The following is a 20,605-nucleotide window of genomic DNA, read 5'->3' on the forward strand; positions in this document are numbered from 1 at the left end:
TTTCCTGCCCTCTAGATTATTCCCCAGATACTATCGCCACGCACTTGATCTCAAGCAGCCAGTCGGGGCTGCCTAATCGCGCGACCTGAACCAGCGTTTGTGAAATCTGTGGCTCCTGCCCGAATATCTCGGCGCGGATACCAAACAATTGCTCTGCCTTCACCAGGAACCCGTCAATGTCTGTTACGAATATTGTCTCATCGACGATATCCGCCATGGTTGCTCCGAACTTTTCGAGAACCGCCGCAACGTTTTGATAAACGTGACGCACCTGAGCAGCGATGTCGCCAGCTCCAACTGTTTGTCCGTCGGCATCAACGCTGACCTGCCCGGAGAGGTAAATCATGTTTCCCGTTTTTACGCCATCCGCAATGATGGCTTTGAAGGGGCCATCCCTGACAACCTGCCGTTCTCCAGACATATCTGAATCCTCATAATGTTTTGATTGGAGCATCGCGTCGCTCGTATGCCGCACGCCTTCGTGGGAGAGCTTAGATGTCTACGACCTGGCGGCGAAACAAGAGGCGCCAGGTTTGACGCGCGAAATTAATAAAATCGGAATTATCCGGGCATGCGATCGCACCGCTTAAAGTAAAACATTAGGCAGGAAACGCGACCAAGGCCATATAATCATTAAAAAAACCGCCGCGTCTGATTAGGATGCGGCGGCCTGTTATTGGGATCTTTTGCAGATTATTCTTGGCGCTGTCCGGTCAGGCTGAGCAGCAGCTGGAAGATATTGACGAAGTTCAGATAGAGCGAGAACGCACCGAAAACTGCAAGCTTCTGCTGCGATTCAGAATCGAAGCTTTCTGCATATTGTTCCTTGATCGACTGTGTGTCCCAGGCCGTCAGACCGATGAACACCAGAACGCCTGCAACCGACACGACGAATTGCAACATGGATGAACCCAGGAACAGGTTGACCAGGCTGGCGATCATCACGCCGATGAGACCCATAATCAGGAACGAGCTGAACTGGGAAAGATCACGCTTGGTGGTGTAGCCGTACAGGCTGGTCGCGCCGAACATTGTCGCAGCGATGAAGAATGTCCGAGCGATACTGGTTCCTGTGAAAACCAGAAAAACAGATGCCAGCGACAAGCCCATGACAGCGCAGAATGCCCAGAACATGGCCTGTGCCGAGGAGGCGGACATGGTTTGCATCTTGAAGGAGAAGAACATCACGAAGGCAAGCGGCGCCAGCATGACAACCCATTTCAATGGCGACGAAAATATCGGCACATAAAGCGCCGGCGTGGAAGCGACAACGAATGCAACAACACCGGTCAGTACCAGGCCGAGACCCATATAATTGTAAATGCGCAGCATATGCTGGCGCAGTCCCTCGTCAAAGACGGCGGATGACTGGCCGCGGGCCGCATCCATTCCATAGCGCAGTGGAGTATTCATGAATTGAGTTCCTTTCGTTGATCAGTAAAGAGTTTTGGCAAGACGGTTTGCAGCCTCTTGAAGGTCCGCAGTGGCAGCATCGGAAACGAGCGCATAGGCAACATCACCGATCTGGAAATAAGCCGCAGACGTATTATCGAGGCGGACTGCCTTGGGTTTGACGACATCAAATGTCCCCGGTCGAACAGCAAATAGCGAAACGGGACCAAGGCTGTCGGTGCCGATTTCCATTTCGACGCTCGGCCCAAAATTGGATGGGAACAGCTGAACATCGCGAACAAGCCAGCGCTCCGGCATCGTCGGGATAACGATTGCGGTGGCAGCACGAATCTCAGCCGGATCGTAATTGCGTGTCTGGGGCTGCGAAGTCATCGCAGCGCGCACGGACGACGTTTTATGCGCCATGATCGCGTCAGAGACAAAGGCGGGCGGAGGCGTCGAGGCGACAACTGGAGAGACGGTGAGCGGGCCAAAACCCGCATGCGCCAGCCAGCCGAGCGCCACCAGAATGCCGACGGCGGCTATACGCTGCAGGCCGCCCCACATGCGATCGCGCGCCAGTGCTCGTTCAAGACGTCTTGCCGCTTCAGTCGTGCCAGGCGATCCACTGACGAAACCAGCTGCCAAGGCAAGCTGCAACTCATCTCGTGATTGCAGATCCGCCATGACGCGCGCAGCCTTTTCCGGGTGCTGCGACAAATACCGGGCAACCTCAATGCGGCGAACCGTATCCAGCTGATTATCCACATAGGCATCAAGGTCCGTTTCGGCGACGGGATCAATTGTTTGGGTCATCACGACCTCCCACGATTTTCAAGTGGTTAGGCTTCTCCGGTTGCCGCTCGTCTTCAAGCAGGCGCAGAGCTGCCCGTGCTCGCCCGATGCGCGACATCAACGTTCCAATCGGCATGTTCAACGTGGCCGACGCTTCTTCATAGGAGAGACCTTCGATGGCAACGAGATGGAGGGCAGACCTTTGTTCGTGGGGCAGCCCGAAGAAAGCCTCGCGGACCTGACCAAGCCGTACAGAATGCTCCTGCGGCGCTCCCATATTCGTCTCCGCCAGGAGACCAACCGCTTCGTGCGTTCGTGCCTCGGCGGAATTCGACCGCTTGATGTCGATAAACCGGTTGTGGAGTATTGATAACAGCCAGCCACGTATGGTGTTGCCACGACGGAATCCGTCGCGCCGTTCATAGGCGCGCAGCAACGTGTCCTGCACGAGGTCCTCGGCATCAGCTTCGTTCCGGGTCAAAGACCGGGCGTAGCGACGGAGTGAGCCGAGCTGACCAACAATGTCAAAGCGCTGTTTTGGCGGTTTCATAATGGGTATACGTATCCCGGCGCAGTTTTATTCCCGGGCATCAAGAATAATTATCAAAAAAAACCAACGAGCTTGAGTCCGGCCCTGATCATTCACCGCGATATCAGCATCGGCACCACAGTGTTTGCCAGCAGTGAACGCGTCACACCACCGAACAGCATATGGTGCTTCGGCACTACTTTGTCAGGGGCAGACCGGCTAAAAGCAAGTTTGAAAAGAAGAAGCCGCACCACTGATTTAAAGTCGAATTTTAGAACTTGTTGGCTCGCCGGTAATTTTGCAGCCAAGACATGTCCGCTTCAGCACAATTGCACCAGCGAAACCAGCAGCTACGACACCCAGAACAATAATAACCGATGTTTGAATACCAGTAAAATAATCCGCAACCGCAAACAAACAGAGCAGGGTAAGAAGCCCCAAAATGGTCGATCGCTCTGCGGAAAAACCATACTGATAGGTACCAAGTATGGACGCTACGCCAATCAGACTTGCCAGTCCTCCGACGATGAGCGGCAAAAATATCGTTATTATCGGTTCGATAGCAGCCTCCATGACGGTGTTGAGGAGTCATTCCGGCCGTCAGCCAGAACAAACTATCGCCTGTATATTGCAGTGGAATTACGGAAAAATCATCTTGAAGCAACCGCCGGAAGATTTTTCCGCGATCACGACGGTACCACCATGCAAGCCCATTATCTCGCGCACAAGTTTAAGGCCGAGACCGGCTCCTCCTGCTCCGTGATGACGTTTGAAGAATGGTTCAAATATCCGCTCGCGTAGTTCGACGGGAACACCCTCGCCTTGATCATTGATTTCGATTGATTTGGGCCACACGGTCACCGAGATGATGCCGGTTCGGCCACCATGATCGATTGCATTCTGCACAAGGTTGGTCAGCGCCCGTTCGATTGCAACCGGATCACCGTTGACCAGCGTGCTGTGGGTCTTGGCTTCAAAGGCGACTTCATATCCGGCCGAAAATGCCAGCGGCCCAATATCCAGCATAACGCGTTGCGTCAGGGGAACGAGATCAAGATCGCTGAAGTGATCGATGCCTTGCTTCAACCGCTGCAAATCAAGCATTTGCTCGGTTAGAACAGCCATCCGCGCGACGTCCTCTGTTAAATGAGATTTGACGGAGCTTTGCGGCAGAGACGCAATTCGGGTTTTAAGAATGGCGATCGGTGTGCGCAATTCATGCGCAGCATCGGCAAGAAACAGTTCCTGCAAGTCATATCCATCATCGAGGCGGCCCAAAGCGCCGTTTACAGCCCGTACGAAAGGCGCCACTTCCGTAGGCATACCGGCCGACGCCAACCGGACACCACGCTGTTCGATATCAATTGAATCAGCTTGCGCCGCTGCACGTTCCATACCAGCCATCACCCTTCGCACAACGAGGGGTGTCGCCACACACGCACCAAGAGCGAGAATGCCAAGAATGGGTAGAACAAGTTTCAGCAAGACCAGAGAAACACCGAGGAGAACGAGATAAAGCGGGGCCGATGCGGGCGAGCCGGTCAAAATTTGCAGACGACCGGCTTTTGTTTCAACCCACCGCATTCTGGCAACGGGTCTATCCCCATCACCGACATTCCAGCCGAATCTCGCTTGCCCAACCTGGTCAAGCGTGTTGCCTAGGGCGGCATATTCGGTTGGAACAGTGCCCTCCGATAATTGGTGTCCTTTTCCATCCCGGATGACAAACCAACGGTCCGGCACAGTATCCCGGAATGTTTTCATCTCCTTGGTATCCCGGAGAGAAAATTCACCCTGCTGATCAGGCTGAATTGCCATTTTCAGAATTTCAACCGTGTTCTCCGTCGATTCAAAGTCAAACAATTGACCGGAACCGAAAAGAACCCCCACAACAAGAACAAGGACGACACCCTGTACTGCCAAAAGCTGCCAGAACAGCCGTCGCCTCAGCGAGTATGGCCGGTCGCGGCTCACGATTGTTCCCGCAGTAAATAGCCAACGCCGCGAATGACATTGATGACAACCCCTGCTTTGGCGTCGATCAATTTGCGCCGGAGTCGCGACACATGGGAGTCGAGCGCGTTCGACTGGACCTCATCGTCAAAGCCAAACACGGCTTCCATCAGCGCGGTACGGGGTACCATTCGGCCAGCCCGCCGGACCAGGCTTTCCAAAACCAGCATTTCACGCCGTGGCATTTCCAGTCGAAGCACTCCAACAGATGCTTCCTGAAACTTCATATCGAATGCCAAACCACCCACGGTAATGATTTGGGATTGAATCGATCCGGGGCGCCGCAAAACCGCCCGCAGACGGGCAAGCAACTCGTCGAAATCAAATGGTTTGGCAAGATAATCATCAGCGCCGGTTTCCAAGCCGCTGATCCGGTCTGGGACCCGTCCTTTTGCGGTGAGAACAATAATCGGGACGGAATGACCGGCAGCACGCAACTTCGGTATCAACGTCAGGCCATCACCATCCGGAAGCTGACGATCCAACAAGATTGCATCATAAACCCCGTCTTTGATAACGAGCTCCGCATCGGATAAGGTTCCAACGTGATCAACCACCAGATTATGCCGGGTAAAAGCCGCGCGAAGCGCCGTTACCATTTGCGGTTCGTCTTCAATCAAAAGAATACGCATGCGGCGCTCCAAGCACGATGCAAGAGCTGCATTGGCTCCGTTGCAGCATTACGGGAGCGACGGCCATCATGCAACAATCTCCCACAAGTCACACCCCGGCAGCGAGATATACAAGGCTGTGGCCATCATTGCTTATCCCAGTCTGTCGGAAGCCCTGTCCGGCTTATGCGATAGACCGCAGCAGGTGGCAGATTGCGCAGCGTCCAACCGGTCTTTTCCGCTTTGAGATTGAGCCTGCCGAGAAGAACAGGTGAGACGGGGCATACTGGCCCATAGGTGAATTGATAGAATGCGCCGGTTTGTGTCAGCCGGGAAAAACAACCCTCCAGAATTGCCATGACGATTTGAGGTTTCATGGACAAGAGCGGCAATCCGCTGATCACATTGCCATAAACAGTTTCTTCAAGATGATCCGGATTGCCGACATCCGCCGCATTCATCTGAAGCAGTTTTGCCCCGGGAAACCGTGAGCGGAGCAGTGGAATAAACTCGCGTCCATATTCCACAAGGGTAATGTCCCGTTCGGCGATACCACGTTGCAGCAGAGCATATGTGAACACGCCGGTGCCCGGTCCGAGTTCCAGAACAGGCCCCATCGCCGGTGTTATATGCTTGGTTATCAAAGCCGAGAGGCTCGGGCTTGAGGGTGTTACGGAGGCCACGCGCAACGGTGCTTGCAACCACGCGCCCAGAAACCGGACTATATCGGATCGTATCATTCAATGCCTCACATGCAGACTATTCGCTACCTGCGGCATGTGCGGGCGTGAACATTGTGACAATCTGGCAAAGAACGGAAAAAGACGCTGTGGTGTGGCTGTGCTCACCATCCCCTCTATTAAATCAAAGCAAAAGATTTCTCACGAGGCCTTACCCCTTTTGGGAACGGGCTTCGAAAAACGCATTTGCCATTTACTGCTATTCGGTTCAGAGCTGAATTATCTTCGAGACTCACTTTCCGCTTGAGCCATTGGGCCAAAGGTTTCATCACCCATGACGACAAATCCCATCATTCCCGTTTTCGACGGACACAATGACGTTCTTCTGCGTCTCTGGCTGTCAACCGAAGCCTCCCCGGAAACAAGGTTCATTGAAGGCGAGAAGGCTGGGCATATCGATTTGCCCAAAGCAAGGAAAGGCGGACTGGCAGGAGGATTGTGCGCCATCTATGTCCCGACCCCATCACCGCAATTGAATGCCGACGGTGAGTTCAACACGCCTGCTATGACGGATGCTTTGACAACCACATTGGGCATGGCAGCACTCCTGGCACGAATTGAGCGGCAAGCGGAAGATCGCCTGCGTATCTGCCGAACAGCTGATGATATTCGTGGTGCCATGGCAGACGGCGCATTTGCCTCGGTGCTTCACATAGAGGGCGCGGAAGCGATCGGCCCTGATCTTGACGCGCTTTATGTGCTGCATCAGGCCGGTCTGCGGACTTTGGGCCCGGTGTGGAGCCGGGCCAATATCTTTGCCCATGGCGTACCGTTCCGCTTTCCAAGCTCCCCGGACATTGGACCCGGCCTGACGGATCATGGCAGGAAGCTGGTTCAAACCTGCAACGAATTGCGCATCATGGTGGATCTGTCCCACATGAATGAGCAGGGTTTCTGGGATATCGCAGCACTTTCCGATGCGCCGCTGGTTGCATCTCATTCGAATGCCCACGCACTTTGCCCGCACAGCCGCAATTTGACCGACCGCCAGCTTGACGCGATCCGCGATACGGGCGGGCTGGCCGGGTTGAATTTTGGCGTTCTGTTTCTGCGACAGGACGGCAAGAAAAACCCTGATACCGAATTGAATGAGTTGGTTCGGCATGTCGATTATATCGCCAACCGTATCGGCATCGATCACATTGCCCTTGGCTCAGATTTCGATGGAACAACGATCCCTGCCACCATGCGCGACGCCAGTGATTTACAGTTGCTGATCGCTGCCCTGCGGCAATCCGGTTATGATGAGGAAGCCTTGCGGAAAATCTGCCACGAAAACTGGATCCGCGTGCTTGAGCGAACATGGAAGAATTAGCAGGTGCTTTGGTGCAGAACCCTATGATCAGTAGGTGATCGTCACCGTCACTGTATCCGTATAGGCACCGGCCGCCGGTGTTGTCTGGGGCGGAACCCGTCCATAAACCGTGTAGGGTTGTGCCGCCCCGTTTCCGGTTCCCGCAACCGTATCTGTTCCGATGGTCTGCCCCCAAAGAGCGGAGCGGGATGTATCCGAATAGAGCGAATATGTAACAAGCGCCCCCGCCGGTCCCGTCATCTTGCGCGCAGCCACACTCGCGCCTGCACCCGTCCCCGCATCCAGCCCGATATTATAGGGGGTTGTGTTCGTGCACTGCACAGAAAGCGCACTTGATGAATCGTCATTGGCGGCAATGACACCCACTGACGTAAAGGTCAGCGTCGCGGCGCTGACCAGAATGCAGGAAGATTGGATTGTGATCTGAACGGTAAAGCTGCCCGTTGCCGTAGCGGCAAAAACAGGATTGGAGAAGCCGAGGGCAGCGACAACCCCAGCTACGATGATGGCTTGTTTCGAGAATTCGGTAATCATTCACCCTCCCCAATGTATTCACACTTGATACGATATAATCAAGCCAACTACTATTAACCTACAGTTTATTCTATTATAAATATTAAACAACTATATATTTAGAAACAAACTTGCATAACAAGAAAGTATCTTACCTGAGATTAAATCAAAGACTCTTATGTAAATTTTGTAGTTAGACAAGCATAGGGTTCTATCTAAATATCTCCTCATTCGACATCGAATACATGGCGCCATTGAAGCAATCAAGGTGGGAAAATTTGGTTTGCTTTTATCGGGAATGAGGACCGTTTTCGAACCGGAAAGAGAGTTACACCGCATCCTTTTGCGCGGTATTAGACATGACCGCCGCGGCATAGCGCGGGCGTCTCACAGGTGTATTTCTCCGCCAGCCGAATATGCCAAACCTTTACCACAATGCTGTCTGCTAAACACAATACCGGCAAATTTATCGAATCCCGCGCGCGGGTATTGATGGAACGACATTTGATGAGCATTTTTGAAACTTTCCGGCTGACTTCAATATTCGCAGCCAGTCTTTCAGTTGGATTTTTGACACTGCAATCGACTCAAGCCGAAGGTACCATTGCGGTTCCACCCGGCAATCGATCTGTTACTCAACCGGCAATACCCAAAACCTCGGCAGATAGGGCGCGCGCATTCAACACGACCTATGACGAAAAATATGAGCAAATCATCGCGCTTCTCACACGGGAAACAAAGCTGGTCACTCAAATCAAAGAGGCCGCTGCAGCTTACCGGCTCGACCCGATCCACATTATTGGCGCATTGGTTGGTGAGCACACGTATAATGTCAGCGCCATCGGCAAGGTGCAGACCTATTATGTCAAAGCCCTCGCCTATACCAATGCTGACTTTTCATTTCGATACAAAGGCGTCCCGGTCCAATCTTTCGTGAAGAAACCCGAATTCAAAGAGTGTGCCACGCTGACGGGAAGTGCTGAATTGTGGAACTGCCGCGATCAGGTCTGGGATGACCATTTTCGGGGCAAAACCGTCGATAATATCTCTTACGAGCCGATTTCTTTCCAAAGAGCTTTTTTCCAGCCATTTTATGGCGGGCAAACGTTTGGGCTGGGTCAGATAAGCCCGTTGGCAGCACTTGAAGTTACAGATCTTGTTCATCGCGTCAGTGGGCTACCGCTGCTGACGCCAGACCAGCCGCAAGCGGTGTATCGTGACGTCATGGATCCCGACCGCAGCATTATTTACATTGCCGCGATCCTGCGCGACGCTGTCGATGCCTATCAAGCCGAAGGTTTTGATATCTCGGCAAACCCCGGCATCACTGCAACGCTTTACAATGTAGGCCAGCCCCGGCGACGCGCGGCTGAGCTAAAGCAGGCAGTTGACAACGGCGGCACGCGAAAATATCCGGTCGAGAATTATTACGGCTGGCTGATCAACGAAAAACTCGATCAGCTGGAACAGCTTCTTCATTCCAACAGCCAATAGAATGGCACTTTGTGAAGTCCTGTTGAACAACCATCGTTCGACTTACAGCTTAACTATGCGCGATCAGGAGCAGCAGCAAAAATGAGTGGTGCGTGCACGCAAGGGGTAGATACGGGCTTTGTTGTTCTGGGTGCCACGAAAGTAGCTATATTGGGGGTTGTGCAGGGGATAACAGAATTGCTGCCGGTCTCTTCAACAGCCCACATGCGGCTGGTACCTGCACTACTGGGCTGGCAGGATCCGGGATCGGCGTTTTCGGCCGCCATGCAATTGGCTGCCCTGACTGCGGTCATATGCTATTTCTGGAAAGACATATACAGCATTACGGCCGGTTCGATCGGTGCAGTAAGGACTGGCGACTGGATGTCGCCCAAACTGCGCATGTCTGTTGGTATTGTGCTCGGTACGATACCCATTGTTGTCGCCGGCCTGCTGCTTGCTCCCCTGCTCAACGCTTGCGACAGCCCGCTTCGAGCTTTGCCTGTCATCGGTTTTTCCTGCCTGATCATGGGCATTCTGCTGGCTGTTGCTGAATTCGTGTGCCGTCACAAACGGCAGGCTGATGATATGCGGCTGCGCGACGCGCTTATTGTTGGCATCGCGCAAGTCGGAGCCCTGATACCGGGCGTGTCCCGTTCCGGCTCAACGCTGACAGCCGCCCTGTTTCGTGATTTCACCAGACAGGACGCTGCACGCTTTTCATTTCTGCTTGGCATTCCCGCCATTGCCTTGGCAGGCTTGCACGAACTCGTAGTTCTTGTTCATGCGCACCTTCCCGTCCAAGGCTGGGCTATCCTTCTTGTCGGGCTTGTCGCCGGTTCAATATCGTCCTTTGCAGCGCTCTGGGGATTGATGCGCATTCTCGAGCGGTTTTCGACCTGGCCCTTTATTATCTACCGGATAGCCCTCGGCATCGTCATCCTATGGATATCTTTCGGCTAGGCCGTGCACTTACACAGTGTCATCGTCATCGTTCGTGTCATAGGCGTCCGCGGCGTCATCTGCAGCATCCTGCGTCTCGTCCTGAAAAGCATCCGCTTGCCTGAGATCATTGGAACTGTCGTCGTTGTAGTAGTTGTTGACGACAGTTTCTCCGCCACCCGTTTGAGGCGTGCCACTTGCACCAAGACCCGAACCGCCAAACATCGAATGGCCGCCGAACATATTCTTGATACCTTCAAACATCAGTGCGCCACCAGCCACACCGGCGGCAGTGGTTAAAGCGCCTTGCAGAAACCCACCGCCTTGTGACGGCTGGGGGGCTGCCCAGCGTCCGGCCTGTTGTGGCTGACTTTGAGGGGCATAGGCATCCTGAGGTGCAGCAGCGCTACCCCAAGGCCCGCTGGACCTGCTTGGTGAAGGTGCCGCTGACGGCTGCCCGCTCTGCGAACTTCCAAAGATGGAGCCGAGCAGACTGCCGGACTGTCCCTGTGTCGGAGCAGCACTTTGCAGGTCTTTCACCTGCGCTTCCAAAGTCTGTATGCGCTCATGGCAGGCATTCAGTGCCTGCTCCTGCACGATCACAGCCTGAGCCAGCAGATACGGAGCAGCAGGTTGACTACGGATCTGGTCCGAAACGAAGCGATCGGCTTCGGCATCCCTTGGTGTATCGGCGGCTTGTCTGGTGCGATCAAAGAGGCCACTGAGAAGTTTTTGTTCGTCGGCGTTCATTTTCGATTACCCTGTTTCAGGAAAACTCAATCTCGATCCGGATTCGTGGCATTTAGATGACCTTACAAAAATGTAATTTTGGCATCATGTAACCGTGTAGAACTACAGCGCTTCGCCTGGCGGGAATGCGACAATAAGGATTCAGTTTTGTGACAGAACCGCACCATGCGAACCCACTGAGATCATTGAAAAAAGATGCACAGGACATTTTTTGCACCTAATCCTGACCAATTTAGGCGATAAGCGCTCTTACCTGCTTGATGTGGCCGAACGGTTTCACCCATGGGTAGGAAATTTTAGAAAGACCGGAGAATAGAAATGCATAGTGTTCAGAAAATTGTTTTTTCTCTTGTTGTCGCGACAATGCTGGCAACCTCGGCGACCGCACAATCGTCAGATATTGCGGGTACCTACGTCAATGACACGGGACGCACCAAGGTGAAGCTCAGTGATTGTTCCGCCGGCGTTTGCGGCACGGTTGTCTGGATGAGCAATCCCGTCAACGACGTCAATAATCCCGATGCATCCAAACGCGACCGTCCGGTTGTCGGCTTGCAGGCTGTGACTTTGAAGTCCACAGGCACAGGCACCTATGCCGGGACACTCTACGATACCGAGAGCGGCAAGACCTATTCAGGCAAGGCAAAGGTTTCCGACAGCGGCGTGGAGCTCTCCGGCTGTGTTCTTGGCGGGCTCATCTGCAAGACTTCAATTTGGCGGCGGCAGTAACCACGATACCACGGATTTGATCAGGCCATCAGCCGTTTTGCTGCCAGATCCAGACATTCAACGAACCCGGAAAGGTCGGTCAGCAAGGCCTCTTCCGGCACGTTTTTTCTGATGAACGCACCACCGCGCGATGTGATTCCACCGTCCAGCATCAGATTGTCGGCCATATGGAAATCCTCAATGCTGAGGCCATCGCTGCCAGATAAACCGCCACCGGGACGCTCCATAATATTCCCCTGATAATAGTCCTGGCTCGTGCGTTCGAAAAAACTGCGGGCGGTATTGGTATAGGCATAAACCGGCCGGCCAAGCGCGCACATGAATCCAAGCTCAAACACGGTACCGACATCTGCGCTGATACCGCGAAACGGTGTCAGATTGGCAATGATGAGATCCGACGCAAGCATGAGCTTTTCATCAATTGCGCTGATGGCCAGACCCCGCTCCCATTTGCTGTTTGTTGGCGGAATTTCCAGATCACCCGGCGCAAGCGGTGTAAAACCCGCAGCACGGGCCAAAGCCGCCTTTTGTGCCAAAACCTCCTTGGCATTGCTCAAGAACACTTCCGGGCCCGCCAGATACACTTTCATGCTTGTCTCTCCCTAGACACCGAAGAACGGCTACACCCGATATAGACAAGCGTTTCCACCGCGAACTACTGGCATATGCCCCGTTTCAGGCTCACATGGTTATTCTTGAGAAATGGGCAAGGACAACAATCCAGCTGTCTCCGTTGCGTTGCCACACACGGGTGTAGATCAATTTTTCAGAGAATTTTTCATCGTAGTAGGCACCGCTGACTTTTGCGCGCACCGAAACCAAAGCTGCATTGTCGAGCGGCTTGATGGCAACATCCAGAAACTCAATGTCAGCCAGTTTCAATACGCCGGTGCGGTGAACCTCAATATCTTGAGCCTTGTCCACACGGCGTCCCTGATGATCAATGATGATCAGATCGTCGGCAAGCAACGCGTCCAGCGCGCTAACGTCGCTGGCCAGCATTGCCAGTTTCAAACGTTCTTCACAATCTCGAACGGCCGCTTCATCGATTGTATCAAATGCGATAGTCATAGGCTGACCTTTCTTCATGCACTGCATCAGTCCTTATCTAATTAGTGGAAAATGCTGCGAAAGACACTCCTTTGATTTGCTTTCCAAGGCGATAAACGGCCGCAGCACGCGACGAACAGCTTTTGTCAGCCCTGTTTATTGGTTGAACTTGGTTGTTCCATATTGCGCTAAAATTCTCATGCCCGTCGATGCTTCCGTCACGTTCCTGCAACCCTCTCGTGGAATATTACGGTGCCAATTGGAACGGATATGCAATGAGTGCGGGTACATTATATTTGATCTGGGAGTGTGATCGTTCCCATTCCTCCCGGTGTCACGGGTATGTCTGGAGCAAGCGTTTCACACAGAGATGCGTGCGTGAGAATTGACATTGTCCCGTTCGCCTTTGTTTTTCCTCTTCTGCAATCCAGGCTTGAAGATCGTTCCGGTTGTCGCCCTCGCAATGAGCGTGGCTGCTTGCCAGAGTGATGTATCGGGTCTGGCGGTGTCTGCGCCTGACCTGCCAATGGCCTATGCATCGGCAGCCAAACTGCCGGGCAAAGCCCAGCGCGATGCGCGGCTCTGGTGGCAGGTCTTCGGTGATCCGGTCCTGAGCGCACTGGTTGCCCGCTCGCTCGAGCAAAACCTGACAATAGCGCAGGCCAAACAACAGCTCATCGCCGCGCGCACCATGGTACGGGCGTCAAAAACGCTGTTCATGCCCACCGCCGACATCTCCGGCACGGCCAATGCCGGTACGGGCTCGACCAAGTCAGATGAGCTTATGCGGCGGCCTATGCAGCTTAATCTGGAAGCTGGCTGGGAAATCGGTCTGTTCGGCCTGCGCGAGAATACGCAGCGTTCAGCCAATGCATCCGCCGACATGGTCGCTGAAGACGCCGAAGCTGCCCGCATCGCCGTCGCTGCGGAAATTGCCGGAACGTATGTCCGCCTGCGCGCGCTGCAGGAACGCGAGGCCATCGCGAGTGCATCATTGGCGCTTCTGGGGCGTGACGGACAACTTGCCACCGTCAAATACCGCTCGGGTTTGGCCACCGCGTCAGATGCCGAAGAGGCACGGATAAGTCTTGGCGATGCAAGGGTGGAAGGGGTAAAACTTCGCACACAAATTGAAAGCACGTTGCAGCAGATCGCGACGCTGCTGGGTACGTCGAGCATTGATTCATCGCTGCGGCAGCCAAGACCTCAACCGGTCGCAAAACTTGACCCTGCAATTGGAAGGCCGACCGATCTTCTGCGGGCTCGCCCTGACATCAGGCGCGCTGAACTGGCAACAGTCCGGGCCGCAGCCGAGATCGGTATCGCGCAGGCCGATCTTTACCCGAAACTTCGGCTGAGTGGCATGATAGGTATCGGCGGCCCGGCCAGCGGCTCACTGTTTGGCGTTATGGGAGGCCCCTCCATTCAAATTCCGCTCCTCGACCAGGGGCGGCGGCGCGCGGTTGTTGCCGCGCGACAGGCTCAGTTTGAGGAGACTGCCGCAGCATACAAACACAGCGTTCTTGCCGCCTATGAAGAAGCTTCAACGGCGCTTCAAACATGGTCAGCCGGGCGCAGCGCCGTCCACCAGTTCAAACAGACCCTGGCAGCCGTCAGGAAGATCCAGGCTGAGAGCGCGGTGCTGGAGCGTGCAGGTCTGAGCGATCAATCAAAGCAGACCGCAAACGCCATCAGAGTGCTTGGCCAGCGCAGGCAGCTTGCCGAAGCACAGGAAGCCGAAGCACTGGCTTTGATTGCCTTTTACAAAGCAATCGGCGGCGCTTCACCACTTTCAGCGGGTATGTCCGGTGCCAATACCGTGCGTCAAAGGAAGCAGTAAGCCGATGGCTGTCTCAATCGCACGCAAAACGTTGATCCATGAATGGCGCCGCTTCCTTCCGGCCATTGTTGCCGTCGGCTTTTCCGGCGTCCTGATGATTGTTCAAGGCGCTTTGCTTCTCGGGATCATCGGCTCCAATGCTCTTTATGTGACCCAATCCAGAGCCGACTATTGGGTTGGCTTTCCCGGCACGCAAAGCGTTGATCTCGGCCGCTCCATCAGGGCCGATACTGCCACCAGTCTTTATGTCGAGCAGAATATTTCCAGCATCGAACCGTTTCTGCTGGGCTCAGGCGATTGGCGCGGTGCGCGCGGCGGCGGAACAGGTGTCAACATAGTCGGCATCGATACCAAGGCAAATGGTCTTGCGCTCGCCCGGATCGTTGCAGGCGCTATGCGCAATCTCCTGCTGGAGCCGGGCACGGTCCTCATTGACGCTACAGATAAAAGCAAACTCGCCATCGATGTTGGCGGCTCGGCCGAAATAAATGGCCGCCGGGTGCGGGTTGTCGGCATCATTGACGGTTTGAGGGGGCTTGGCGGCGTCAATGTCATCACGTCAATTGACACGGCGCGCAACCTTGATGCCGCCTTTGGCGCTTCGGATAACGTGACCTATTTCCTTTATAACGTGAACAAGTTTGCGCCCGCTGACGCCATACAGGGCCGCCTCAATCAGCAAGCCGGCAGCAAACGCTTTTACGTCTGGTCGGCGCAGGATCTCGCCGGCATGTCCATACGCTATTGGCTTCTGGAATCAGGCGCCGGTATCGCCTTCATCTTTGCGACAGCCATTGCCATGCTCGTGGGTACGCTCGTCACCAGCCAGACATTGATGGCAGCGGTTGCCGGTTCCATTCCACAATACGCAACCTTGCGTGCCCTTGGCGTATCGTTCAAATCGCTGCGCGTGATTGTTATCGAGCAGGCCGCCTGGGTTGGTGTGCTTGGGCTACTGGTTGGCGCAACATTCAGCGTCACTGCGGCAGCCATTGCCAATGTTTACCGGGTACCATTCGAGCTTCGCACCAGCGTTATGCTGGCAGCATCCGTGGTCGTGCTGCTCGTAGCCTTTGCGGCAGGATTGCTGGCACTGCGGCGCCTGCACCACGCCGATCCGGCAACGTTGCTGAGGTGAACGCCATGCAGCCCACCATCTCCGCCGCCCGGATCAGCAAATCATTTGTGGTTAAACACATCCACACGCTTGCATTGCAGGACGTGTCCATCGACATTTTCCCGCGAGAACTCACGCTGATCATCGGTCCTTCGGGATGTGGAAAAAGCACGCTGCTTGCAGCCTTGAGCGGCCTGACCAAACCGGATACCGGCTCGATCAGAACACTTGCAACCGATCTCGTCTCAGCCAGCGATGATGAGCGCGATGCCTTTCGCCTCAATCATTGCGGTTTTGTCTTTCAGGGGTTCAATCTCTTCCCGGCCCTGACCGCACTTGAACAGGTGCAGGTTCCTCTGGATTATCTGAAGGTGCCGCAGGACGAAGCAGTCGAGCGGGCAAAACAGGCACTTGCCCGCGTGGGCCTTTCCCACCGGCAGCACCTGCATCCCACGGAACTTTCAGGCGGTGAGAAACAGCGCGTGGCGATCGCGCGCGCCATCGTCAAGAACCCTGCAGTTCTCTTTGCCGATGAGCCGACCAGCGCGCTCGACAGCGTCAATGGTCAATCGATCATCGAGATACTGCACGCCATAGCAAAAGACACCAATGCAACCGTTCTATGTGTCTCGCATGATCCGCGTCTCATTGCCCACGCGGAACGTGTTCTGCACATGGAAGACGGCCGTATACTTCGGGACTCCCGCCCGCGCCTCACAACCGTAGCCTAAGGAAACAGTGATTATGATCATGCACAGACGCATAATCGTCCGATGTGTAATCGCGCTGGCAACGGCTGGATGCGCGGCACTGGGGATCTGGTTCATGTCCGATGCGACAGAAGCCAATGAAACGGAGATCGCCGCGAAGCCCGGAATTATCGCTGCCGCGCGCGGTATCGTTGACGTCGAGGACGGACTCCTGCGGCTATCGGCACAACGTGACGGCATGATTGTAGAAATATTGGCTGCGGAGGGGCAGAAGGTCAAACAGGGCGATGTTCTTGCCATGATCGACAGCCGTCACGAAGTCATCGCTGTCCATACGGCGGAAGCAGAAGTGCGTCAGATGCAGGGCCAGCTTGCCATGTTGAAAACCAAGCTGCAGACGCAGACCCGTCAAACTGACAGGCTAAGGCGTGCCGCTGCCGGAAAGGCTGTTTCTGCGCAAGTTCTGGACGAAGCCGAAGCACAGCTCACGGGGACAAAAGCCGAGGTGACGATTGCCGAAGCCACGCTGGCTGCCACGGAAAGCCGTTTGGAAAACATTCGTCTCGAGGTGGAGATGCGCACGGTGCGTGCGCCTGTGGACGCCCGTATCGTGCATCGCTCCACCAAGGTTGGCGAGGTCATCTCAGCCCAGAACCTCACCGAGCTGTTCACGCTTCTGCCGGAAGGCCCGCGCATCGTCCGTGCTGAAATTCAGGAGCAATTTGTCAAGCTCATCAAACCGGGCATGGATGTCGATATCCTTGCCGAGAGCGACGATGGCATTCTGGTCAAAGGGCGGGTTGTCAGGATTGGCCATGTTCTTGCCCAGCCAAAATCGCGCGATATGCCGGGCGAGCGTGTCGACGTGCGCACCTCAGACTGCATCATCAGCATCCCGGCAAAGGTACCGCTTTTGATCGGACAGCGGGTTATCGTGCGCGTCAAACCTTGAACGTCGATCATTTGGTCGAATGCCGTACTTTGGCATAGAGATATGTCGCGCCATGATGATTCATGCATGTAGGGATTGGTTTTGCACGCTTGATCCTTTCAGCCAATTGCAATACTTGATCCACCCGGTGCCTAATTAATTGGCACCGGGGTTGCATTTCTGTTGCAGTTATAATTGAGTGCCGCTCACAACTCGGCCAATCACAGAATCACACTGTGAGTTTTTCAACGGCCGCCCATCTGAAGCCCTGTTGAGGCAGTAATCATGACCAACGATACGTCAACTTACGCTGACAGCGCGCAAGTTATTGATCCCGTGGAAGACCATAGCGCCCGCAACAAGCTTGTTATCGCCTTGCTCCTCGTGTCAGCTTTTGTTGTCATCCTGAATGAAACCATCATGGGTGTCGCGCTGCCGCACCTGATGGGCGACCTTGGAATTACCGCCAGTGCCGCTCAATGGCTGACCACCGCATTCATGTTGACCATGGCGGTCGTCATCCCGATCACCGGTTTTTTGCTGCAGCGTCTTAATACGCGCCCTGTCTTCATTCTGGCCATGTCGCTGTTCAGCGCCGGCACAGCGATTTCGGCACTGGCACCCGGTTTCGCCGAGCTTGTAATCGGGCGTATTGTTCAGGCGTCGGGCACTGCGATCATGATGCCCTTGCTGATGACGACGGTCATGACCCTCGTTCCGCCTGAAACCCGCGGCAAAACCATGGGAAACATCTCCATCGTCATCTCGGTCGCACCAGCTATTGGACCGACACTCTCCGGCTTGATCCTGTCTGCGTTGGATTGGCGTTGGCTGTTCCTTTTGGTGCTGCCAATCGCCCTGGGAGCACTGGCACTCGGCGCTACGCGCATAAAGAATGTCACGGTCCCAAACAAAGCGCCCATCGATATATTTTCCGTGGTTCTTTCCGCAATCGGTTTTGGCAGCTTTGTTTATGGCCTGAGCGGATTGGGCGAAGCAGCACTTCATCCGCCAGTTGTGTCACCATGGATTCCGCTTTTGATCGGTGCAGCAGTCATCGTCATTTTTGTTTTGCGGCAGCGGCAATTGCAAAAACAGAACCGTGCATTGCTCGACCTGCGTACGCTGAGCACGAAAACATTCACGATTTCAGTGGTCATGATGGCGATACTGATGATGTCGATGTTTGGCGTATTCATCCTCCTGCCGATCTATACACAGAATGTGCTTGGATTCTCGACGCTGCAAACCGGCTTGCTGTTGTTGCCCGGCGGCTTGATCATGGGTCTCTGTGCGCCGAAAGTCGGCAGCCTGTTTGATAAAATTGGACCAAAGCCATTGGTTATTCCAGGCTCGATCCTGCTTGCCATCGTCATGTGGGGCCTGGTTTTCGTGGGGCAGGATACGCCCTTCTGGATGTTGTTGATTGCCCACATTGTGCTCAGCATTGGCCTCGCCCTGATGTTCACACCGCTGTTCACCGTTAGTCTGGGGTCCCTGCCGCCAAATCTTTATTCGCATGGCAGCGCCATGATCGGCACCACGCAGCAAGTTGCCGGCGCTGCCGGTACAGCCTTGTTCGTCGCCATCATGACCTTGCATGCGGCAAATCTTGCCAAGGCCGGAGACACCGTCCACGCGGCCACAACCGGTGGTATCAAACTCGCATTCCTGTGCGGAGCGATTATCTCGCTCGGTGCCGTTGTTGCGGCCTTCTTCATCAAGAAGCCAGATAATCATGGAATGGCGTCACATCACTAGGCGGGTGATATTGGGAATCTCTGATTAACCTGTTAAGGGCTGGAAGAAGCGATCATTCTTCCAGCCTTACTCACGCCGTGGCCACCTCATGGATCCGTTCCTTAAGCGATGCGTTATCTATGTTTGTCTGGCGGTAGCCTGCGGGGCCGGCTACTACGCAACGGGACGCCATTCGGGCGCGTGGCAACAAATGCAGGTTGAAGAAATTGCCAGCTCAATACCCCGGTGCTTATCTGTGGGTGATGACGAGACTGTACTTGCCGAAATGCAATCCAGCGAATGCGACGATCAAATCGTCAACTGACCAGCAAACCGCCTAATAATTGCTGACTTTAAACACCGTTGTTTATGGGGCATTGCAGCTCATTTTTTTGCTTGAACGCTGCCTTGCTGACGCGTGAACCATCGAATGCCGCCGACAACTGCAAGGCCGATCAATGGCCATGCCGCCCAGAATGTACCACTCCAGGTCAGGAGATTAATGGCGGTCAGAAGAAGTCCGACAATGGACAGGGTACCGATCATCCGGTCAATGCCGGGCGTTGTCCGCACCCAGAGAGATGCGGAGGCGGTGGCAAGAGCAAGCAACGGCCAAGCCGCCCAGAAGGAACCATCCCATGTGAGTGCGTTAATCGCGGCAAGTCCCGCTCCTACGGCACCAAATACGCCGTAGCTGCCTCTTCGCGATTTTACTGGCGCGGCACTTGTTTCAACCTGCGCACCTCTCAGGGTTACGCTCTCTACCACCCGCTTGTGTTCCATTGGGCTCGGTTGTGCAACTGAAACCCCAGACTCACCAATCCGTACCGCATAGCTCGGAATACCGCCTTCGATGTTTTTAAGCGAAAGCTGGCCCATATATTCGAAGCCGACCGACATCTTGTTACGGACCTGATCATAGACGGTACTGGAAATCACAACCCCGCCAGCTGGCGCTGATGCTTGCAGGCGTGCGGCCACATTCACCCCGTCACCGTAAATGTCGTCACCTTCAACGATAACATCACCAAGATTAATGCCGATACGGAATAGCATGCGCGCATCGTTGAGGCGTTGGTTGTTCTGGCCCGCAAGTTCATTCTGGACGTCGATCGCCGCGCGTACGGCCTCGACAACGCTGGAGAACTCAGCAATGAGGCCATCGCCCCATGTGTTGATGACGCGGCCGTGATGCGCTTCGATCAGTCTCGTCATGGCATCACGATATTGCTTAAGCGTGTCGAGCGTCCGCTCTTCGTCGACCTGCATCAAACGCGTGTAATCTTGAACGTCGGCCGAGAAAATCGTGGTTAGCTTGCGGCGGGTTTCAGACATGGTGTGCAGTTCCCTCGTCTCCCTCCGTTTGGATACGGAGAGAGTTCCATCTGACGTTGCCCAAGAATATAGGCTGTCAT

22 protein-coding genes are annotated in these 20,605 nt (G+C 54.6%); 9 read left to right on the forward strand and 13 right to left on the reverse strand.

Features of this window, described 5'->3' with window-relative positions; genetic code table 11:
* Positions 1 to 16: 16 nt before the first annotated feature.
* From HB779_RS24920 to HB779_RS24955, 8 genes are all read right to left on the reverse strand, one after another.
* Positions 17 to 421, reverse strand: a complete 405-nt coding sequence (locus HB779_RS24920) for a RidA family protein (RefSeq protein ID WP_188346582.1) — start codon at positions 419 to 421, stop codon at positions 17 to 19.
* Between the two features lie 272 nt (positions 422 to 693).
* Positions 694 to 1,413 (reverse strand): Bax inhibitor-1/YccA family protein, encoded by a 720-nt coding sequence (locus tag HB779_RS24925; RefSeq protein ID WP_188346583.1) that lies wholly within the window; start codon positions 1,411 to 1,413, stop codon positions 694 to 696.
* A 21-nt stretch (positions 1,414 to 1,434) separates the two neighbouring features.
* Positions 1,435 to 2,208 carry an anti-sigma factor gene (locus HB779_RS24930; protein WP_188346584.1) on the reverse strand — a complete coding sequence of 258 codons (774 nt, stop codon included), beginning with the start codon at positions 2,206 to 2,208 and terminating at the stop codon, positions 1,435 to 1,437.
* Complete coding sequence (locus HB779_RS24935; protein ID WP_188346585.1) at positions 2,192 to 2,737, reverse strand: sigma-70 family RNA polymerase sigma factor; 546 nt, start codon at positions 2,735 to 2,737, stop codon at positions 2,192 to 2,194. The genes HB779_RS24930 and HB779_RS24935 overlap by 17 nt, the downstream gene beginning before the upstream one ends.
* Positions 2,738 to 2,974: 237 nt before the next feature.
* A complete protein-coding gene (locus HB779_RS24940; RefSeq protein WP_188346586.1) occupies positions 2,975 to 3,289 on the reverse strand; it encodes a hypothetical protein in 315 nt (104 codons plus the stop codon).
* 66 nt (positions 3,290 to 3,355) lie between these two features.
* On the reverse strand, positions 3,356 to 4,690 hold the full coding sequence (locus HB779_RS24945; RefSeq protein WP_188346587.1) for a HAMP domain-containing sensor histidine kinase: 1,335 nt from the start codon (positions 4,688 to 4,690) through the stop codon (positions 3,356 to 3,358).
* Positions 4,687 to 5,361, reverse strand: coding sequence for a response regulator transcription factor (locus tag HB779_RS24950; protein WP_188346588.1), 675 nt, complete (start codon positions 5,359 to 5,361; stop codon positions 4,687 to 4,689). The genes HB779_RS24945 and HB779_RS24950 overlap by 4 nt, the downstream gene beginning before the upstream one ends.
* Positions 5,362 to 5,486: 125 nt before the next feature.
* Positions 5,487 to 6,080, reverse strand: a complete 594-nt coding sequence (locus HB779_RS24955; RefSeq protein WP_188346589.1) for a class I SAM-dependent methyltransferase — start codon at positions 6,078 to 6,080, stop codon at positions 5,487 to 5,489.
* A 274-nt stretch (positions 6,081 to 6,354) separates the two neighbouring features.
* On the opposite strand from HB779_RS24955, the gene HB779_RS24960 reads away from it, so the two are divergent.
* Positions 6,355 to 7,395, forward strand: a complete 1,041-nt coding sequence (locus tag HB779_RS24960) for a dipeptidase (protein WP_188346590.1) — start codon at positions 6,355 to 6,357, stop codon at positions 7,393 to 7,395.
* 27 nt (positions 7,396 to 7,422) lie between these two features.
* On the opposite strand, the gene HB779_RS24965 is transcribed toward HB779_RS24960, so the two are convergent.
* A complete protein-coding gene (locus tag HB779_RS24965) occupies positions 7,423 to 7,929 on the reverse strand; it encodes a spore coat U domain-containing protein (protein ID WP_188346591.1) in 507 nt (168 codons plus the stop codon).
* Between the two features lie 486 nt (positions 7,930 to 8,415).
* On the opposite strand from HB779_RS24965, the gene HB779_RS24970 reads away from it, so the two are divergent.
* Together HB779_RS24970 and HB779_RS24975 are read left to right on the forward strand one after the other, a co-directional pair.
* Positions 8,416 to 9,402: a DUF1402 family protein gene (locus tag HB779_RS24970; protein WP_188346925.1), complete on the forward strand. Its 987-nt coding sequence runs from the start codon at positions 8,416 to 8,418 to the stop codon at positions 9,400 to 9,402.
* An 81-nt stretch (positions 9,403 to 9,483) separates the two neighbouring features.
* Entirely contained in the window at positions 9,484 to 10,344 is an 861-nt protein-coding gene (locus HB779_RS24975) for an undecaprenyl-diphosphate phosphatase (RefSeq protein ID WP_188346592.1), read from the forward strand.
* A 9-nt stretch (positions 10,345 to 10,353) separates the two neighbouring features.
* Here HB779_RS24975 and HB779_RS24980 read toward each other — a convergent pair whose 3' ends face one another.
* Positions 10,354 to 11,073, reverse strand: a complete 720-nt coding sequence (locus tag HB779_RS24980; protein ID WP_188346593.1) for a DUF2076 domain-containing protein — start codon at positions 11,071 to 11,073, stop codon at positions 10,354 to 10,356.
* A 318-nt stretch (positions 11,074 to 11,391) separates the two neighbouring features.
* Here HB779_RS24980 and HB779_RS24985 point away from each other — a divergent pair, with 318 nt between their 5' ends.
* The gene (locus tag HB779_RS24985; RefSeq protein WP_188346594.1) at positions 11,392 to 11,802 is read left to right on the forward strand and encodes a DUF2147 domain-containing protein; all 411 of its coding nucleotides are present in this window, start codon (positions 11,392 to 11,394) and stop codon (positions 11,800 to 11,802) included.
* 20 nt (positions 11,803 to 11,822) lie between these two features.
* On the opposite strand, the gene HB779_RS24990 is transcribed toward HB779_RS24985, so the two are convergent.
* Together HB779_RS24990 and HB779_RS24995 are read right to left on the reverse strand one after the other, a co-directional pair.
* A complete protein-coding gene (locus HB779_RS24990) occupies positions 11,823 to 12,392 on the reverse strand; it encodes a nucleoside 2-deoxyribosyltransferase (protein WP_188346595.1) in 570 nt (189 codons plus the stop codon).
* A 91-nt stretch (positions 12,393 to 12,483) separates the two neighbouring features.
* On the reverse strand, positions 12,484 to 12,873 hold the full coding sequence (locus HB779_RS24995; RefSeq protein WP_188346596.1) for a nuclear transport factor 2 family protein: 390 nt from the start codon (positions 12,871 to 12,873) through the stop codon (positions 12,484 to 12,486).
* A gap of 370 nt (positions 12,874 to 13,243) precedes the next feature.
* Here HB779_RS24995 and HB779_RS25000 point away from each other — a divergent pair, with 370 nt between their 5' ends.
* The 5 genes from HB779_RS25000 to HB779_RS25020 all read left to right on the forward strand — a co-directional run bounded on the left by HB779_RS25000 (position 13,244) and on the right by HB779_RS25020 (position 19,211).
* Positions 13,244 to 14,692, forward strand: coding sequence for a TolC family protein (locus HB779_RS25000; RefSeq protein ID WP_188346597.1), 1,449 nt, complete (start codon positions 13,244 to 13,246; stop codon positions 14,690 to 14,692).
* Between the two features lie 4 nt (positions 14,693 to 14,696).
* Positions 14,697 to 15,830: an ABC transporter permease gene (locus HB779_RS25005; RefSeq protein ID WP_188346598.1), complete on the forward strand. Its 1,134-nt coding sequence runs from the start codon at positions 14,697 to 14,699 to the stop codon at positions 15,828 to 15,830.
* A gap of 5 nt (positions 15,831 to 15,835) precedes the next feature.
* The gene (locus HB779_RS25010; RefSeq protein WP_188346599.1) at positions 15,836 to 16,540 is read left to right on the forward strand and encodes an ABC transporter ATP-binding protein; all 705 of its coding nucleotides are present in this window, start codon (positions 15,836 to 15,838) and stop codon (positions 16,538 to 16,540) included.
* Between the two features lie 94 nt (positions 16,541 to 16,634).
* Positions 16,635 to 17,471, forward strand: coding sequence for an efflux RND transporter periplasmic adaptor subunit (locus HB779_RS25015; RefSeq protein ID WP_188346600.1), 837 nt, complete (start codon positions 16,635 to 16,637; stop codon positions 17,469 to 17,471).
* Between the two features lie 264 nt (positions 17,472 to 17,735).
* Positions 17,736 to 19,211 carry an MDR family MFS transporter gene (locus HB779_RS25020; RefSeq protein WP_188346601.1) on the forward strand — a complete coding sequence of 492 codons (1,476 nt, stop codon included), beginning with the start codon at positions 17,736 to 17,738 and terminating at the stop codon, positions 19,209 to 19,211.
* Positions 19,212 to 19,574: 363 nt separating this feature from the next.
* Here HB779_RS25020 and HB779_RS25025 read toward each other — a convergent pair whose 3' ends face one another.
* Entirely contained in the window at positions 19,575 to 20,525 is a 951-nt protein-coding gene (locus tag HB779_RS25025) for an adenylate/guanylate cyclase domain-containing protein (protein WP_188346602.1), read from the reverse strand.
* Positions 20,526 to 20,605 lie beyond the last annotated feature (80 nt).

Source organism: Phyllobacterium sp. 628, assembly GCF_014189505.1.
Classification (GTDB): domain Bacteria; phylum Pseudomonadota; class Alphaproteobacteria; order Rhizobiales; family Rhizobiaceae; genus Phyllobacterium.

Coding starts and splice junctions, on each gene's coding strand:
- HB779_RS24920 (WP_188346582.1), bottom strand. CDS start 421: ATGTCTGGAGAACGGCAGGTTGTCAGGGATGGCCCCTTCAAAGCCATC.
- HB779_RS24925 (WP_188346583.1), bottom strand. CDS start 1,413: ATGAATACTCCACTGCGCTATGGAATGGATGCGGCCCGCGGCCAGTCA.
- HB779_RS24930 (WP_188346584.1), bottom strand. CDS start 2,208: ATGACCCAAACAATTGATCCCGTCGCCGAAACGGACCTTGATGCCTAT.
- HB779_RS24935 (WP_188346585.1), bottom strand. CDS start 2,737: ATGAAACCGCCAAAACAGCGCTTTGACATTGTTGGTCAGCTCGGCTCA.
- HB779_RS24940 (WP_188346586.1), bottom strand. CDS start 3,289: ATGGAGGCTGCTATCGAACCGATAATAACGATATTTTTGCCGCTCATC.
- HB779_RS24950 (WP_188346588.1), bottom strand. CDS start 5,361: ATGCGTATTCTTTTGATTGAAGACGAACCGCAAATGGTAACGGCGCTT.
- HB779_RS24955 (WP_188346589.1), bottom strand. CDS start 6,080: ATGATACGATCCGATATAGTCCGGTTTCTGGGCGCGTGGTTGCAAGCA.
- HB779_RS24960 (WP_188346590.1), top strand. CDS start 6,355: ATGACGACAAATCCCATCATTCCCGTTTTCGACGGACACAATGACGTT.
- HB779_RS24965 (WP_188346591.1), bottom strand. CDS start 7,929: ATGATTACCGAATTCTCGAAACAAGCCATCATCGTAGCTGGGGTTGTC.
- HB779_RS24970 (WP_188346925.1), top strand. CDS start 8,416: ATGAGCATTTTTGAAACTTTCCGGCTGACTTCAATATTCGCAGCCAGT.
- HB779_RS24975 (WP_188346592.1), top strand. CDS start 9,484: ATGAGTGGTGCGTGCACGCAAGGGGTAGATACGGGCTTTGTTGTTCTG.
- HB779_RS24980 (WP_188346593.1), bottom strand. CDS start 11,073: ATGAACGCCGACGAACAAAAACTTCTCAGTGGCCTCTTTGATCGCACC.
- HB779_RS24985 (WP_188346594.1), top strand. CDS start 11,392: ATGCATAGTGTTCAGAAAATTGTTTTTTCTCTTGTTGTCGCGACAATG.
- HB779_RS24990 (WP_188346595.1), bottom strand. CDS start 12,392: ATGAAAGTGTATCTGGCGGGCCCGGAAGTGTTCTTGAGCAATGCCAAG.
- HB779_RS24995 (WP_188346596.1), bottom strand. CDS start 12,873: ATGACTATCGCATTTGATACAATCGATGAAGCGGCCGTTCGAGATTGT.
- HB779_RS25005 (WP_188346598.1), top strand. CDS start 14,697: ATGGCTGTCTCAATCGCACGCAAAACGTTGATCCATGAATGGCGCCGC.
- HB779_RS25010 (WP_188346599.1), top strand. CDS start 15,836: ATGCAGCCCACCATCTCCGCCGCCCGGATCAGCAAATCATTTGTGGTT.
- HB779_RS25015 (WP_188346600.1), top strand. CDS start 16,635: ATGTCCGATGCGACAGAAGCCAATGAAACGGAGATCGCCGCGAAGCCC.
- HB779_RS25020 (WP_188346601.1), top strand. CDS start 17,736: ATGACCAACGATACGTCAACTTACGCTGACAGCGCGCAAGTTATTGAT.
- HB779_RS25025 (WP_188346602.1), bottom strand. CDS start 20,525: ATGTCTGAAACCCGCCGCAAGCTAACCACGATTTTCTCGGCCGACGTT.